Origin of the sequence: Staphylococcus sp. FSL W8-0271 (assembly GCF_038006605.1) — a bacterium.
GTDB classification, from domain to species: Bacteria; Bacillota; Bacilli; order Staphylococcales; family Staphylococcaceae; genus Staphylococcus; species Staphylococcus cohnii.
Genome location: NZ_JBBOVM010000001.1, coordinates 2,285,801 through 2,302,797, shown reverse-complemented (window position 1 = coordinate 2,302,797; position 16,997 = coordinate 2,285,801). Strand labels below are relative to the sequence as shown.

At 33.9% G+C, this 16,997-nt stretch carries 16 protein-coding genes and 1 pseudogene; 12 read left to right on the top strand and 5 right to left on the bottom strand.

Annotated elements, in window-relative coordinates; all coding sequences use genetic code 11:
* The first annotated feature begins 19 nt into the window (after positions 1-19).
* The 6 genes from NST87_RS11335 to NST87_RS11310 are packed head-to-tail and all read left to right on the top strand — an operon-like array spanning position 20 to position 6,110.
* Entirely contained in the window at positions 20-1,057 is a 1,038-nt protein-coding gene (locus tag NST87_RS11335; RefSeq protein WP_340721729.1) for a TRAP transporter substrate-binding protein, read from the top strand.
* Entirely contained in the window at positions 1,032-1,541 is a 510-nt protein-coding gene (locus NST87_RS11330; RefSeq protein ID WP_145381443.1) for a TRAP transporter small permease subunit, read from the top strand. Before NST87_RS11335 ends, NST87_RS11330 begins: the two co-directional genes overlap by 26 nt.
* Positions 1,538-2,833, top strand: a complete 1,296-nt coding sequence (locus NST87_RS11325) for a TRAP transporter large permease (RefSeq protein ID WP_340721728.1) — start codon at positions 1,538-1,540, stop codon at positions 2,831-2,833. Before NST87_RS11330 ends, NST87_RS11325 begins: the two co-directional genes overlap by 4 nt.
* 15 nt (positions 2,834-2,848) lie before the next feature.
* Complete coding sequence (gene uxaC, locus NST87_RS11320) at positions 2,849-4,255, top strand: glucuronate isomerase (RefSeq protein ID WP_040029914.1); 1,407 nt, start codon at positions 2,849-2,851, stop codon at positions 4,253-4,255.
* A gap of 2 nt (positions 4,256-4,257) precedes the next feature.
* The gene (uxuA, locus tag NST87_RS11315; RefSeq protein ID WP_046207233.1) at positions 4,258-5,289 is read left to right on the top strand and encodes a mannonate dehydratase; all 1,032 of its coding nucleotides are present in this window, start codon (positions 4,258-4,260) and stop codon (positions 5,287-5,289) included.
* A complete protein-coding gene (locus NST87_RS11310) occupies positions 5,289-6,110 on the top strand; it encodes an SDR family oxidoreductase (RefSeq protein ID WP_040029916.1) in 822 nt (273 codons plus the stop codon). The genes uxuA and NST87_RS11310 overlap by 1 nt, the downstream gene beginning before the upstream one ends.
* 100 nt (positions 6,111-6,210) lie before the next feature.
* On the opposite strand, the gene NST87_RS11305 is transcribed toward NST87_RS11310, so the two are convergent.
* The gene (locus tag NST87_RS11305; RefSeq protein ID WP_340721777.1) at positions 6,211-6,768 is read right to left on the bottom strand and encodes a MurR/RpiR family transcriptional regulator; all 558 of its coding nucleotides are present in this window, start codon (positions 6,766-6,768) and stop codon (positions 6,211-6,213) included.
* A gap of 93 nt (positions 6,769-6,861) precedes the next feature.
* Positions 6,862-6,993 (bottom strand): annotated as a pseudogene (locus NST87_RS11300) (MurR/RpiR family transcriptional regulator); the annotation flags it as partial.
* A 73-nt stretch (positions 6,994-7,066) separates the two neighbouring features.
* Here NST87_RS11300 and NST87_RS11295 point away from each other — a divergent pair.
* From NST87_RS11295 to NST87_RS11280, 4 genes are all read left to right on the top strand, one after another.
* A complete protein-coding gene (locus tag NST87_RS11295; RefSeq protein ID WP_080760397.1) occupies positions 7,067-8,128 on the top strand; it encodes an FAD-dependent oxidoreductase in 1,062 nt (353 codons plus the stop codon).
* 31 nt (positions 8,129-8,159) lie between these two features.
* On the top strand, positions 8,160-8,822 hold the full coding sequence (locus NST87_RS11290; RefSeq protein ID WP_340721727.1) for an MFS transporter: 663 nt from the start codon (positions 8,160-8,162) through the stop codon (positions 8,820-8,822).
* Complete coding sequence (locus tag NST87_RS11285) at positions 8,819-9,478, top strand: MFS transporter (protein ID WP_340721726.1); 660 nt, start codon at positions 8,819-8,821, stop codon at positions 9,476-9,478. The genes NST87_RS11290 and NST87_RS11285 overlap by 4 nt, the downstream gene beginning before the upstream one ends.
* A gap of 291 nt (positions 9,479-9,769) precedes the next feature.
* The gene (locus NST87_RS11280) at positions 9,770-10,843 is read left to right on the top strand and encodes a YkvI family membrane protein (protein ID WP_040029918.1); all 1,074 of its coding nucleotides are present in this window, start codon (positions 9,770-9,772) and stop codon (positions 10,841-10,843) included.
* Between the two features lie 71 nt (positions 10,844-10,914).
* On the opposite strand, the gene NST87_RS11275 is transcribed toward NST87_RS11280, so the two are convergent.
* The 3 genes from NST87_RS11275 to NST87_RS11265 form a co-directional block, all read right to left on the bottom strand.
* Positions 10,915-12,090 (bottom strand): Nramp family divalent metal transporter, encoded by a 1,176-nt coding sequence (locus NST87_RS11275; RefSeq protein WP_445684177.1) that lies wholly within the window; start codon positions 12,088-12,090, stop codon positions 10,915-10,917.
* Between the two features lie 61 nt (positions 12,091-12,151).
* Positions 12,152-13,096 (bottom strand): agmatinase family protein, encoded by a 945-nt coding sequence (locus NST87_RS11270; RefSeq protein WP_040029920.1) that lies wholly within the window; start codon positions 13,094-13,096, stop codon positions 12,152-12,154.
* Between the two features lie 223 nt (positions 13,097-13,319).
* Positions 13,320-14,564 carry a Glu/Leu/Phe/Val family dehydrogenase gene (locus tag NST87_RS11265; protein ID WP_040029921.1) on the bottom strand — a complete coding sequence of 415 codons (1,245 nt, stop codon included), beginning with the start codon at positions 14,562-14,564 and terminating at the stop codon, positions 13,320-13,322.
* Between the two features lie 833 nt (positions 14,565-15,397).
* Here NST87_RS11265 and NST87_RS11260 point away from each other — a divergent pair.
* Both NST87_RS11260 and NST87_RS11255 read left to right on the top strand, forming a co-directional pair.
* Positions 15,398-16,780 (top strand): amino acid permease, encoded by a 1,383-nt coding sequence (locus NST87_RS11260; RefSeq protein ID WP_040029922.1) that lies wholly within the window; start codon positions 15,398-15,400, stop codon positions 16,778-16,780.
* Positions 16,781-16,855: 75 nt separating this feature from the next.
* On the top strand, positions 16,856-16,996 hold the full coding sequence (locus NST87_RS11255; RefSeq protein ID WP_340721724.1) for a hypothetical protein: 141 nt from the start codon (positions 16,856-16,858) through the stop codon (positions 16,994-16,996).
* The last annotated feature ends 1 nt before the right edge of the window (position 16,997 follow it).

Below are 16,997 nucleotides of genomic sequence, written 5' to 3'. Positions count from 1 at the left end.
TATAAGGGGTATAATCTTTATGAAGAAATTTACACTCCTTCTTGTAAGCGCATTCTTTACGATGGGGATGGTATCGATGTTGCTTACAAATAAGGAGACGATTGCTAAAACAAAGACAAAAGAGATCATGTTAGCGCATAATCAGCCAACGGAACATCCTGTCCATAAATCTTTAAAAATTTTTAAAGATAGATTAGAAAAAGAATCACATGGTCAAATAAAAGTGAATATTTATCCGAATGGTCAGCTCGGTAGTGAGCGTGAAGCAATAGAAATGACACAGACGAATGCAATTCAAATGACTAAAGTTTCGGCTGGGGCATTGGAAAGTTTTTCGTCAACGTATTCATTATTTAATATGCCGTATTTATTTGAGTCAGAAGAAAATTATCGACACGTAATGAAACGTAAAAACGTACAAGACGCTTTCTTTAAATCGACAGGGGACCAAGGATTTTTAGGTATTACTTATTATGATGCAGGTATGCGTAATATCTATACGAAAGACAAAGAAATCAAAGACAACAAAGATTTGAAAGGCTTGAAGATTCGTGTTCAGCCAGGCAAAACAAGTGTAGATTTAATTAAATCGTTAGGTGGCACGCCAACACCGATGGATTATGGTGAAGTGTATACTGCAATGCAATCAGGTGTTATTGATGCATCAGAAAATAATGAAACATCTTTAACAACGAATAACCATGGTGAAGTTGCAAAAAATTATTACTACACAGAACATGCAACCGTACCTGATATTTTAATCATGAACAAAAAGACCTATGACAGCTTGACGAAACAACAACAAAAATGGTTAGAAGATGCAGCAGATTATTCCACAAAAAAACATGAAGTAATTTGGGATAAAGCAGTGAGCGATGCTAAAAAAACAGCGACAGAAAAAATGGACGTGAAGTTCCACGATGTAGACAAATCTACATTTAAAGCGACTTCAAAACCTCTTCAAGATGAATTTAAAAATAATCCGGATACGAAAGCGGATTATAAACTAATCGAGAAGGAGGAACAGCGCTATGAAAAGAGCAAAGCAAATCATTGATAAATTGTTGTTAACACTAGCTGGTATAACGCTTTTTGTTATGGTTATTTTATCGGTTTATCAAGTTGCAACACGCTTTATTTTTAACACACCGAGTACGACGAGTGAAGAAATTGTTAGATTCTTGTTGATATGGTTTGGGTTATTGAGTGCAAGCTATGTCTTTGGAATCAAACAGCATATTGCCATTGTATTTATCAGAGAAAAATTGCCTGAGAAAGTACAGTTATACTTGGAAAAGATTTCGGACATTATATTAATTATCGTGGCACTCGTGCTCATGATTTGGGGCGGTTTTGAAGTTGTGAAGTTAACTTGGTCTCAAATCGCGCCGTCAACAGGTTTATCAATGGCTGCAATGTATAGTGCATTGCCAGTTTCAGGAATATTTATTATTTTCTATGCATTTTATAATTTATTTAGTAAAGAGACAATGACTACAATTCAAGCGCGTGATGAGCTTGAAGGCGGTGATGGCTTATGACAATGATTGCGGGATTAGTATTATTCATCACATTCTTCATCTTTCTTATCATTGGCTTACCGATTGCATTAGCGATTATTTTAAGTTCTATTATTACGCTATTATTGATCTTACCATTCGATGTCACTATCGTAACTGCAGCACAGCGTATGGTTACGGGCATTGATGATTTTACGATGTTAGCGATTCCGTTATTTGTGCTAGCAGGTATCATCATGAATAACGGCGGCATTGCATTTAGATTAGTTCACTTTGCGAAGGTACTCGTTGGCAGATTGCCAGGATCATTAGCGCATACCAACATTGTTGGGAATATGCTTTTTGGTTCCATTTCTGGTTCTAGTGTTGCAGCAGCTGCTGCCATGGGTCGTATCATGGGACCAATGGAAAAAGCGCAAGGTTATAAAAAAGAATATTCAGCAGCAGCAAATATCGCTTCAGCACCTTCAGGTTTACTTATCCCACCGAGTCCACTATTGATTGTTTATTCATTAGTCAGCGGCGGGACATCCATTGCAGCGTTATTTATCGCGGGTTATATTCCAGGAATTCTATGGGGTATTGCTTGTATGATTGTTGCTTATGTCATAGCGAAAAAACAAGGTTATAAAGTATCAGAGAAAATTAGTTGGAAAGATAGATTATTCTTAACATTGGATGCATTACCGAGTTTATTTTTAATAGTAGTAGTGATTGGTGGTATTGTCGGAGGAATCTTTACAGCAACAGAAGGTGCAGCGGTCGCAGTTTTATATTCTGTAGTACTTTCGCTAATTTATAAAAGCTTAAAAATCAAACAATTATCCAACGTTATCAAAGAAACAGCTGAAATTAGCGGTATGATTTTATTTCTAATCACCGCTTCGGCGTTATTTTCACTTGTGATGAGTTATACCGGCTTACCGGAAGCAATATCCAATGGCATTATCTCAATGACTGACAATCCAATTGCACTGTTATTATTAATCAACGTTATCTTATTAGTCATTGGTACTTTTATGGACATTACACCAGCAGTACTTATATTTACACCAATCTTTTTACCGATTTCAGAAGTACTAGGTCTTGATCCCATTCATTTTGGTATCATTATCGCTTTTAACTTATGTATTGGTAATATCACACCACCAGTTGGTAGTGCGTTGTTTGTAGGAGCAAGTGTAGGCGGTGTACGTGTTGAATCAGTATTTAAATATTTAATTCCATATTTTGTAGCTTTAATTATTTTAATGCTAATCATTACTTTTATACCACAATTATCATTATTCCTTCCAAAATTATTAGGATTATAGAAAAGGAGCAATTATATGACTTTAATTAATGACAATTTTTTATTAAATAGTAAAACAGCAGTAAAACTATACCAGAAAGTTAAAGATTTACCGATTTATGATTTTCATTGTCACTTAGATCCAAAAGAAATTTACGAAAATAAAAATTATGACAATATTACACAGTTATGGCTAGGTGGAGATCATTATAAATGGCGTTTAATGAGAGCTTATGGCATTGAGGAAGCTTTTATTACAGGCAGTGTTGATGATTTTGATAAATTCCAAGCGTTTATGCATATGTTACCGTATGCGATTGTAAATCCGATGTATCATTGGTGTGCATTAGAATTAAAACGCTATTTTAATGAGGATACAGATTTAGATAAAGTGAATATCAGTAAATTATATAAATCATTAAATAAAAAGTTAGCAAAACCTTCACATACACCACAAAATCTAATTAAGCAAAGTAATGTTAAGGTGGTATGTACGACAGATGATCCATGTGATGACTTAAAGTATCATAAGTTATTAAACGAAGATAGCAACGTTACATTTAAAGTTATACCTACATTTAGACCGGATAGTTACGTTTTCTTAAATCATGAATCTATCAATACAAAAATTGACCAATTGAATCAAGCGACTGATTGCGACATCCAAGATTTAAATACTTATATTGATGCATTAAAAGCACGTGTACATTATTTTGATAGACAAGGTGCGCGCAGTTCAGACCAAAGTTTTGAAAAGACACCTTTAGTAACAGCAACGGTTGACACAGCAACTGAAATTTATAATGCGCTCAAACGTGGCGAACAAGTAACAGAAACTGAACAATATGAATTAGCAGGTTATATATTAACTGAAATTAGTAAAGTTTATGAAGAATTAGGTTGGGTTGTACAATTCCACCTTGGACCAACAAGAAATAATAACTCAAACATGTTTAAAATTACAGGACCAGACAGTGGTTTTGATAGTGTAGGTGAACAGTTGAGTGCTAAAAAATTAAATGCATTGCTAGATCATCTTGAGCAAAATCATGCGTTATCAGATACCATCATTTACCCCAATAATGGCAATGATCATTTAATGGTACAAGCAACTGCAGGGAACTTTACAAATAGTCATCACAAAGTCCAACTCGGTGCTGCATGGTGGTTTAACGATACAAAAGAAGGTATGGAACAACATTTAGTAGAGTATGCTAATGTCGGTTTATTATCTAAATTTGTAGGCATGCTCACAGATTCACGTAGTATGATTTCGTATACACGTCATGAGTACTTTAGAAGAATATTATGTAATTTCTTAGGAGATAGAATTGAAAAAGGTGAGATTCAATTATCAGAAGAAACTATCACTCAAATAGTGAAAGATATTTGTTATAACAATGCAGTAAAATTATTCAAAATAGAAGGCGTTGAGGAGGTATAACCATGGAATTATCATTTCGTTGGTATGGGGAAGATGACCCAGTAACATTAAATAATATTAGACAAATTCCAGATATGAAACAAATTGTTACAGCAATTTATGACATTCCAGTTGGAGAAGTTTGGACTAAAGAAAGAATTGCAGCATTAAAACAGTCAATTGAAGATGCAGGTTTGAAATTTGAAGTTGTAGAAAGTTTACCTGTCAGTGAGGAAATAAAGCTTGGTACAGAGAAACGCGATCAACTCATTGAAAACTATAAAACTTCATTGATTAATCTCGCAGAAAATGGTGTTAAAACAGTAACTTATAACTTTATGCCGGTATTTGATTGGACACGTTCACAATTAGACTATGACTTGTCAGATGGTTCCAATACACTGATTTATAACCATGATCAAATTAAAGATATTGATCCACTAACGACGAATTTAAATCTACCAGGTTGGGATGAAAGTTACTCGCGTGAAGAGATGAATCAACTGATTACATCCTATCGTGAAACCTCAGATGAACAATTATGGGACAATCTGAAGTACTTCTTAGATGCTGTGTTACCCACTGCTATCGAACATGATGTGGATCTGGCGATACATCCGGACGATCCACCTTGGCCGATATTTGGCATACCACGTATCATTAAAAACAAAGAAAGCTACGAACGCTTATTAGCTATTAGTAATGATACACATAATGGTATTTGTTTCTGTACTGGTTCATTAGGTTCATTAGCAGAAAACGATTTACCGAATATGATTCGTACATTTGGTGATCACATTCATTTTGTACACATGCGCAATGTTAAACGTATTGGTGATAATTCATTTATAGAAACAGGCCACTTATCTAAAGATGGCTCAGTAGATATGAAAGCTGTTACTGAAGCACTGAGAGATATTGATTACAAAGGGACTATCAGACCTGACCATGGACGTATGATCTGGGGAGAAACAGGTAAAGCTGGTTATGGCTTGTTTGATAGAGCTTTAGGTGCAACTTATATTAATGGCTTAATAGAAGGAGTGAGTAAATAATGGCAATACGATTCAAAGATGTTAATGTCGTTATTACAGGTGCGACAGGTGTGATTGGTTCTACTTTTGTCAAAGCACTTGTAGAAAAAGGTGCTAATGTGGGTATATTAGGTCGTTCAGAAGACAAAATTATAGAATTACAAGATGAAATTGATAAAAATAGACAACAAACTGTAGCGCTCGTTGCAGATGTGCTAGATAAATCAGCTTTAGAGCAAGCGAAACAAACATTCAATGATAAATTTGGTGCAATTACAATACTTATCAATGGCGCCGGTGGTAATCATCCTGATGCGACAACGAATGATGAAATGTACGATAAAGCAGGCGACAAAACGTTCTTTGATCTCACAGAAGAAGGTGTAGATAATGTATTTAAATTAAACTATACTGGAACATTTTTACCATCACAAGTATTCGGTAAAGATGTTGTGGCATCTGAAACAGGAACAATTATCAATATTTCATCTATGAACGCCTTTACGCCGTTGACAAAAATTCCAGCCTACAGCGGTGCAAAAGCTTCAGTAAGTAACTTTACTCAATGGTTGAGCACTTATTTTGCAGGGCAAATTCGTGTTAATGCAATTGCACCAGGATTTTTCGAAACAAATCAAAATAAGGCATTGCTAAGAAATGAAGACGGTTCTTATTCAGAACGTGCTCAAAAAATTCTTTCACAAACGCCAATGAATCGTTTTGGTGTACCTGAAGATATATTAGGTACATTGTATTGGTTAATGGACCATGATATGAGCGGTTTCGTAACAGGTATTGTGGTTCCAGTAGATGGTGGCTTCTCATCATATTCTGGTGTATAAATTAAATAAAATAAATCAAATAAAAATCAACACTTTCATTGTTATAAGGATGAAAGTGTTGATTTTTTTGTTTGATTGTCTGGTTAACATTGTTGTTATTCTATGTGTCATGGTAAGTAATATTATTGCGATATAATACATCTTCTAATTTTTCTAAATTGGATAATGCATTAGCTGAAGTACGTCTGCCGAGTTCTAATACTAATGCATCAATCAGCGCAATAATTGGAATGATTGAAAAATGATCCTTTCTAACGGAAAGCTTTAAAGTAATAGTTGCATGTTCTAAAACTGGTGAAGAGTCATAATCTGTGATTAAAATAATATGGTTGCCTTGACGTTTTGTTTCTTTGACAGCTTGAATCACTGAATTTGTGTAGGGTTCAAAAGCAAAAACAATTAATATATCATTTTTAGTCATTTTAGTAATTTTATCAAAAATAGCATCAGTATCATTACTAAGCTGATGAATATTTAAATAAAATTCGTTTAGTAAATGCTCAAAATATAAATCGGTCGCCCTATAAGGACGATTGCCAAGGATACATACACTCGTTGCATTTTCTATATATTCAACAGCAGTAGCAAAATTTTCAATCAAATCAGGTTTTAATGACTGATTTAATAAATCAACGCTTTTATCCCAAACATCAGTCAATGCATAACCTTGTTCACGATTGATGTCTCCAAAAGCATTTTTAAGAGAAAACTTATTTTCATTTGGTAAGGCTTCACTGTAAATATCTTTACGAAAATCATTGAAATTTTCATAGTCTAAAGCGTGCATGGTACGCATAACTGTAGAAACGCCTACTTCAGCCTGTTGAGACAATTCTTTAATTGTTATTAAGCCTAAGTCTTCAAAATGTTTAAGTATAAAGTCGCAGAGTTTTTGCTGTTTTTATGGAAAACTTTTGTTAGATGGTCGAGTAGAATTATATCCATTTAGAGTACCTATGTCATGGAAATCGAGATTAGCAATGTTAACTGCAGGTGCAAAAGTAAGAGCTGCAGTGATGAAATATGCAAAAGTTGCTCAAAAGAAAGAAGTTGAAGATTATTGTGTCCAACAACAACGTATTTTAGATTTTATGAATAATAAAACATTTTCAGAATTCACAGGAAAATTACCGATTGATGCAGATGCTATTTTTAGACCAACCGTAAGTAGATCAACAGGTGAACCTGAACAAATTTCGGCTGGAGCAGGCATCGGTTACTTTCATATGATTTGGAATAAAAAAGGCGGGCTATCTCAAAATATAATGGGTGGGCCATCTACATTAACAAACACAATAGCCAACCATTTAAAAAATAAAGTTGAAATCAATGCACACGTACAAGAAATCATTCATAACCAAGACTTTGTAACAGTAAAGTATCAACAAAATGGAACTGAGTTTGTGGAAACCGCAAAGTACGCCATCATAACTACGCCGGCACCCATCACACGTAAAATCACAAAAAATTTAAGTGCAAAGCTAGATTATGCACTTAGCCAAATTAAATATGGACCGCATGTAAGTGCGTCATTTTTAACGAATGAACAAGGTAAACAAATTTGGGATGATGTATACGCATTTGCTACGCCAAAGCGGTCATTTGATATATTAATACACAATTCTAATGTCATTCATGCCCAACAGAAAAATCGTGAACAGGGTAGTAGTTTTATGACATTTTCACCTGCGAATAGAGGTAAAGCATTGATTGACAAATCTGAAGATGAAATATTAGAAATATATCTGAATGATTTAGAAGAGATTCTTCCTGGTTTTAGAGATTATGTTATAGAAGCTAAGGTGAATAAATTTCCTTATGGATCGGCGTATGTGTATCCTGGACGCGCTGATATACAATCAACATTAATAGAACCAGAAGGACGTTTATTTTTAGCAGGTGATTATTTAGGTACGTTTTATACTGAAACAGCCATTCAAACTGGATATACCGCTGCGCAAAATATTAATAGTCTATTAGGTTTTACCAAAAATGAAGATTTACGAGAAGTTTTGTAAGCGTTTACAAAAATGATGTGGAGGCTTTTTTATGACAAATAAATCTATGGAGGATATGCCCTTTTGCAAATTTCACATGAAAATCTTTTCTTATGCGAGTGGCAGTTCTTTTGTTGATGGCTATAGTTTAGGAATTATAGCCATCGCACTTTCAGTAATGCAAAATGATTTTGAAATGTCTGTGCCGATGGTTGGCTTACTAGGTATGGGGACATTAGCTGGTATGATCATTGGCGGTTTAGTTGGTGGTTATTTTACAGACATATTAGGACGTAAGAAAATGTTTATTATTGATATGTTGTTATTAGGTGTTTTTACCACTGCGCAATTTTTTGTTACAGATCCAATGCAGTTAGTAGTGTTGAGACTGTTGATTGGTATTGCTCTAGGTACAGATTATCCTATAGCTGGTTCATTAATGATCGAATTTGCACCTAAAAAGCATAGAGGAGCATTGTTAGGCGGCATTAATGCGTTTTGGTTTATTGGCTATGCCATTTCATATCTTGTTGGTTATTTTATGCTTCCATTAGGTGCAGATAGTTGGAGATGGATGTTATTAAGCGGGGCTTTACCGATTATCTTTTTATTATTAGCTCGACTTAATATGCCAGAATCTCCACATTGGTTAACAAAACAAGGTAAAAGTGTAGAAGCAGCCCAGATTGTTAAAAAATATTTGGTGACGACGTGATTGTTTCAAATACAAACCATGAACATAAAAAAACAAGTTTGGCAGATATTTTAAAAAATGGTTATGGTAGACGTACATTTTTTGTTTCCATGTTTTGGTCATTACAAGTGATGACTACATTTGCTATTGGAACGTATATCCCTGAGATTCTTTCACAATTTGGATTCCATGAAGGTTCACAAAAATACTTAGGATCTGCTGTTATTAATATGTTTTATTTAATAGGTATTTTTCCAGCATTATACTTAGTTGAAAAATATGGAAGAAGACCTACTTTGATATGGCCCTTCTTGATTACTGCACTAGCTTTGTTATCATTAGGTATAGTATCTGGTGGCAACGCTCCATTTTTAATGATACTTGTACTATTTATTATTTACGGTATTTTCAATACAGCTATGGGCAGTCATCAATGGATTTATCCATATGAACTATTCCCTACATATGTACGTGGTACAGGTGGAGGTTTTACTACTACTGTGAGTCGATCAGCATCTGCTTTAAGTACATTTTTCTTTCCGATGATTTTAGAAAATTATGGTTTAAGTGTAACAATGTATATTTCATCGGCACTATTATTTATTGGTTTTATACTGTCGATTTATATGGCACCGGAAACAAAAGGGAAAAATTTAGAAGAGGCAGGAGCTATTTAGGTTGAAATTTAAAGTGTTGTGGTGTTTTTTAAGCATCGCTAAATGGCCTTGATTTGATTGAATATGATTGTTATATGTTGAATGAAGTGAAAAGTTGACTAGATGAACTGTACTTTCATCCTAGTTACTTTTGTTGGGCGGGACAAAGGAATCTACTAGAAAAGTATGATGTTTGTCTCGCTCTTATTTGCTTCGACATATGTATTTTTAATCTTTTAGCACAATGATTGTTTGTTTTGAAAACCTGATAAATAGTACATAGTAACTAACTTCGAAGGGGATGTATGATCAATGAGTAAAGATAATAAGGCAGCAGTTAAGACTGCGCTCGCTTATCTTAGTTTTATTGTTGGCGCAGGATTCACAACGGGCCAAGAACTATTACAATTCTTTGTTAATCATGGAAACTATGCATATATTGCAGTAATTCTTACAGGTATTATTGTAACGTTTGCGACTAGGCAAATTTCAAAAATTGGTTATCGCTTGGATGCGAATACATATGAAATTTCATTGAACCATATTTTCGGAAAGTATGTAGGTAAGATTATTGATTATTTAACTATTTTCTTTTTATTTGGCTTAACTGTTGTTATGATTGCAGGCGGCGGCTCTGCACTTTATCAAGGATTTGGGCTTCCAATGTGGACAGGTTCATTAGCAATTGTAATTTTGCTTTTTATTGTGCTACAACTTAGATTTAATAAAATCATGACAATACTAAGTGTAGTGACACCATTTTTAGTCATCGCAGTTTTAGTGATTGCGGGCTATAATATTATCAATCCTACAATTCCATTTTCAGAGGTAGAACATTACACAAAACCATCTAAAACATCTAGTTCCATATGGTGGTGGGATGCGATTGTTTATGGAGGATTAATCATTGGCAATAGCTTTAGTTTCTTAACCATCGTTGGTAGTGATGCTATGAGTCATAAAACAGCACGCAGGGGAGCATTTTATGGTGGCCTATCTTTTAGTATATTGTTATTAATTATGACGTGTGGATTAATGGCTAATATCCAAAACGCTAATAGTGTAGACATTCCTACATTATTATTGGCAAATGATATACATCCTTATATAGGTGTATTTATGTCAGCGGTGATGATTGGTGTTATTTTCAATAGCTGTATCGGTATGTTGTATCCATTTTTAAGTAGATTTACACGACCAAGTAGTAAAGGTTATGTTGCACTATTAACAATTTCTTTAATTGTGGCTTTTATCTTAAGTTTTATTGGCTTTGTCGATCTAGTGAATTTCGTGTTTAAAACATTCGGTTATATCGGCCTGTTTATCAGTGCTGCGCTATTAGTTAGATGGGTTTATAATAAATTTAGTGAAAAACGTTTAATGTAATCATTAAAAACATAAATAAAAGACGTATAGTAACCAATTTTGTATATAATTGGACTATACGTCTTTTTTATTTAAGATAGAAAGCTAGTAATTGCGTCGACTAGACTATAAAGACCTAAGAAAGTAACGATTAAAACGACAACAAAACCGATAATATTAAGCCAAATGTTATTGACAAAACGGCCCATTAGATTTTTCTTGTTGATGAGAATAAAAATTAATATAGCAACGATGGGTAAAATAATACCATTTAAGGCTTGTGCCACTAATAATACTTCTAATGGTTCAAATCCGAGTGAGGATGTTGTAATACCAATAAGGATAATGACTGCAAAGACAATCTTGTATTTTTTGCTTTCCATGCCACCTTTCCACCCTAATAAGCTGCTTATTGTAGCTGCCGCTCCAGTAGGGGAAGCAATAGCAGATGAAAGCCCTGCTGCAAACAAACCGATGCTAATTGCAAAGGGAGCGGCATCGCCTAAAACAGGTTTGAGTGGACCAGAAAGTTGAATAATACTTTTGACTTCATCACCACGAATTAATGTGGCAGCAGCAATAAGAATAGCTGCTGAAATGATACCACCAACAGTAATCGAAATAATAGTATCCCAACGCGCAAATTTGAGTTCTTTTATACCATTAAAACGTTCGTGTACCGCTGTGGAATGGATGAAGAAATTATAAGGAACTACAGTCGTTCCGATTAATGCTATGACAGTTATTATAGAACCGTTCGGAATTGTAGGTACAAATACACCTTTTAAAATACCAAAAATATCAGGCTTAATGACGATCATAGTTGTAATAAAGATAATGCCCATGATGACCATCAAGAAAATCATTATTTTTTCTAAAAATTTATAATTACCAAATAACCCGATGAGTAAAATAATAAAACCGATAATAGGTGCTACTAGGTTTTCTGGTAAATTTAATAGATATGCTGCACCAAGTGAAGTTCCAATTAAATCGCCACTGATGTAAGCAGCACAACCAATGGTTACAGCTATTAATGTAAACCATACAATAATTAGTTTTCCTACTTTATGGGCAAATAATTCTTGTATCGCTTCGCCTAAACCTTCTCTTGTTACGAGTGATAGTCGAATAATCATTTCTTGGAGCACGATGGTTGTAACAATTGAGAAAACAACAGCCCATAACAGGCTATAACCAAACCCCGCACCACCTTGTGTCATCGTTGTAACGGTTCCGGGACCTATAAATGAAGCGGTGATAATCATACCAGGACCGAGAGATTTAATAATCTTCCTTACATTTTTGACCAATGTCATCACCCCTCATTTATTTTGTGTTATTTAAATAATTCACATGGCCCGCAAGTACATATAATACAGCTGTTGAAACGAAATGGGCAGAGTTTTGGTTAGCGTCTTGCATTGGGTAAACTTCAACATAATCCATACCGCATAAGCCTAATGCACCAAATTCATATATCATTGTTAATAGCTCATAAGAACTTAGTCCATTGCCATCTACTGGCCCGCCTGGATTAAAGGCAAAGTCTAGTACATCACTACATATTGTTAAATACACGACATCTACATCTTTACTCGCCTGTGCATAAATATCTCTAGCATATTGTTTTAAATCCTTAGCAGCTCTAATATCATTGATCGTAAGTGTTACTGCACCAGCTTCTTGAGCGTAACGGCCTGTTTCTGGTTTGTTTCTAGGACCATGAATACCTGTATGAATGATACTTTCATTACGTATACCATCTGTTTCATATAGTCTCATGAATGGAGTGTTACGTGCGTAGGGTTCTCCTTCATAATCGGGCATGTTATCATAATGCGCATCCAAATGTATAATGCCCACTTTTTTACCCGTTTCCGCCAGTGACTTCAGAATAGGGTAAGTGACACCATGTTCACCACCAAAACCAACTAAAAATTTCTCGCTTTCCCATAGCTTTTTAGTGAATTTTTCAATATTTTCGTAGCTTTGTTGATTATTGTGCGCAACAAAAGGCACATCACCTACATCGCCCATTGTTAAATGTTCACTAATATCAATATGATTTAATTCTGGTAAATATTGACTGTAACGTGCTGAGCAAACTCTAATTTGTTTTGGACCTAATTCAACGCCAGTATAGTCACCCCAAGTGCTTTCACCTTCAAAAGGCGCACCATAAATTATGACATCTGTATCTAAATTATCTGTAGATGTGAGATTTTTACTATTTAAAAAGCATGGTACATTACCATAAATATTGTTTTTCATATTGTATAACCTCCCCTTTGTTGTAAATAAGTATATATTGGATAATTTTTTATTTCAAATAAATTCAGAAAATTCTATTTTTAAGCCTTTTGAAAATGTAAATATTTTAATAGGAAAGTATTTTTATATAGAAATTTAGTCTGAGTGTGAAAATTAATGTATAAAAAATAAGCTGATTCAAATTTGAATCAGCTTTTTGCAACATGGAATAGGGAATAAAGTATTATGCCCAACCACGGAAACACGTTGCTTCAGCTGTACGTTTTAGACCTACAACATAAGCTGCTAAACGCATATCCATTTTTCTATTTTCTGCTAAATCATAAATTTTATTAAATGCTTCAACCATTTTTTCTTCAAGTTTCGTGATAATTTCTTCTTCAGACCAATAATAGCCTTGATTATTTTGCACCCATTCGAAGTAAGATACTGTAACACCACCTGCACTAGCAAGTACATCTGGTATGATTAAAACGTCGCGTTGGGTTAATATTTTAGTCGCTTCTTGTGTCGTAGGACCATTAGCTGCTTCTGCTACAATTTTAGCTTGAATTAAATGGGCATTTGTTTCTGTAATTTGATTAGATAATGCAGCAGGAATCAAAATGTCGCAGTCGAGTTCAAATAATTTTTCATTAGGAATGACGTCTTCAAATAATGGTGTTACACGACCATGTTGTTCTTTTAACGCTAGAAGATGTTCAATATCCAGACCCTCAGGATTATATAAAGCGCCTCGACTTTCTGATATCGCGACAATTTTAGCCCCTTTATCATGCAAAATTTTAGCAATAAAACTTCCGGCATTGCCAAAACCTTGAATCGCTACACGAGAACCTTCGATATTAATATTTCGATGTTTCGCAGCTTCTTCAATTGTGATTACAGCACCTAGCGCTGTGGCTCGATTACGTCCTTGTGAACCACCTAATGAAAGCGGTTTGCCTGTAATAAATGCAAATGCATTTGAGCGGTTGATTTTACTGTATTCGTCCATCATCCAAGACATGATTTGTGGGTTTGTATAAACATCTGGTGCTGGAATATCACTGGCAGGTCCTACAAATTGTGAAATAGCTTTAACATAACCACGTGATAAACGTTCTAGTTCTAAATTACTCATTTCTCTTGGATCACATATGACGCCACCTTTACCACCACCAAAAGGTAAGTTTGTGATGCCGCACTTCATTGTCATCCACATGGATAATGCTTTCACTTCCTCAACATTCACATCAGGATGGAAGCGGATACCACCTTTGGTAGGTCCTACGGCTTGATTGTGTTGTGCACGATAGCCTTTAAAAGTTTTAACAGTGCCATCATCCATACGTACAGGAATTCGTATTTCTAAAAATCTTAAAGGCTCTTTGACAAGTTCATACATACCATCGTCAAACCCTAATTTATGTAAGGCTTCTTTCATAATTTCTTGAGTCGAAGTTACTAAGTTATTGTTTTCTGTCATGTTTATCTCCTCTATCATTACTTCAATACTTATAAGTTACTTATATATAAATGTTATCGATAATAAGATATAAAATCAATACATAATGACTGAATTTTTATAAAAGTTTGAAAATTCAATTAATACAAAATATATGATTTTTTGGAGAGAAATTGTCTAGTTTTATGCTTGGATAGGGGGTGATTATAGCTGAGAACTTTAAGTGATTGCTTATAGTGTTGAAAAACAGCGTCGTATAATTGATTAATTATACTGAAAAATTAATAGATATAGAAAGGTATATGATGTTGTAGATAGTAAAATTTAATGTTACTTAAATATGAGTAATCGTTTATAGTTATAATCGATTTATAGGGATGAGTAAATGGATAGTAATGATTAAATACATGTATATCTATTAGAAAGGCTATATTTTTTGTTACACATTGTACTGTGACTTGTCTATCTGAGTTAAGAACTATGCCATAATGTAACTACTTTATTATAGCTGTGAAGCATTAAGAGACATACTTTTTTAATATGAATTATTTACAATTACCATAGACTTTAATACACAACGAAGATATAGCACGCAAATATCATGATGTACAATGAAAGTAAAAATAAATAAAATAGTAATTCACTAATAAACTTTATAGTATAAATGAAACAATAGTGTAATAACACATTTTTATTTAAAATAATTTTGAAGAATAGTTGTAATTTTCAGAAAAAATAATATTATACAATCAAACATTTTTGATTTATAGTATTTTGCAATTTGAAATTAAGGGGTATGATTTTAAGTTCTATATGTTGATTATGTTTTAAAACAAATGAATTGGAGCAAATTTATGACAAATAAATTAAACAGAGAGTTAAGCAATAGACACATTCAACTTATTGCTATTGGTGGCGCCATTGGTACTGGCCTATTTTTAGGGGCGGGTCAGTCTATCAGTTTGACTGGACCATCGATATTACTCACTTACATAATTGTAGGTTTTGTTTTATTTTTATTTATGCGCGCAATGGGGGAAATGTTACTTGCTAATACGAAATACAAAACATTTGCAGATATAGCTCATGATCAAATTGGACCTTTTGCTGGTTTTATAACAGGATGGACGTATTGGTTAACATGGATAACTTCAGGTATGGCAGAAATTACAGCTGTTGCTAAATATGTAGAATATTGGGTTCCAGATTTACCAAATTGGATTACATCATTAGCTTGTATCTTGATACTCATGACTTTCAACTTAACGAGTACAAAAATGTTTGGTGAGTTAGAATTTTGGTTTGCCATTATTAAAGTTGTGACTATACTAGCACTCATAATTGTAGGTGTAGTGATGATTATATTTGCGATCCAAACGCCATTTGGAAAAACGAGTATATCTAATATTTATAGTAATGGTGGATTATTTACTCATGGTGCTTCAGGTTTCTTTATGTCATTTCAAATGGTTGTTTTCTCATTTACAGGTATAGAAATTCTAGGTATTACAGCAGGTGAAACGAGAAATCCACATAAGACGATACCTAAAGCAATCAATAGTGTGCCTATACGTATCTTATTGTTTTATGTAGGGGCCTTAGCAGTTATGATGTCAATTATTCCTTGGCAAGATATAGATCCGAACAACAGTCCATTTGTCAGCTTATTCGTGTTAATAGGCGTACCATTTGCAGCTGGTTTAATCAATTTTGTAGTACTTACTGCAGCATCATCAGCTTGTAATAGTGGTATTTTTGCGAATAGTAGAATACTATTTGGACTATCAGAAAAAGGTCAAACACACCATTTGCTAATGAAGACGAATCATAGAGGTGTCCCTTTTGTTGCAATACTTGTCACTTGTGCATTACTGTCTATAACTGTACTGTTAAATTATTTTATTCCAAATGCGACTCAAGTATTTTTCTATGTAACGTCAATTTCAACTATTTTGTTAGTTGTTGTATGGATGTTCATCATGCATGCGTATGCAAAATATGCGAAATCAAATCCTAACCATCACAAAGAAAGTCAGTTTAAGTTACCAGGTGGTATTCACACTGCAAGATTTGTACAATTATTCTTTGTCTTTGTGTTGTTGATATTATTTATTGTACCTGACACAAGAATGGGTGTTGTATTATCACCAATATGGTTTATCTTACTGGGGCTTATCTATTTTAATTACACGAAAAAAGAAAGAGCGATTCAATTACAAGTTAAAGAAAAAGTATAATAAAAATAATTTTAGGGAATATAACCAAAGTAATGATTACTGATAGGTTATATTCCTATTTTTAGGAGGGAAAAAATGGCAATACAGTATGCTAAAGATAAATCAGGCGTTTATCAAACAATAAATTTGAAAATTAAGAGTGACGTACATCGTATTTTTGATTATTTAAGTACTACAGAAGGGATACAGCAATGGTTTCCGCAATTGTCATTTTAAG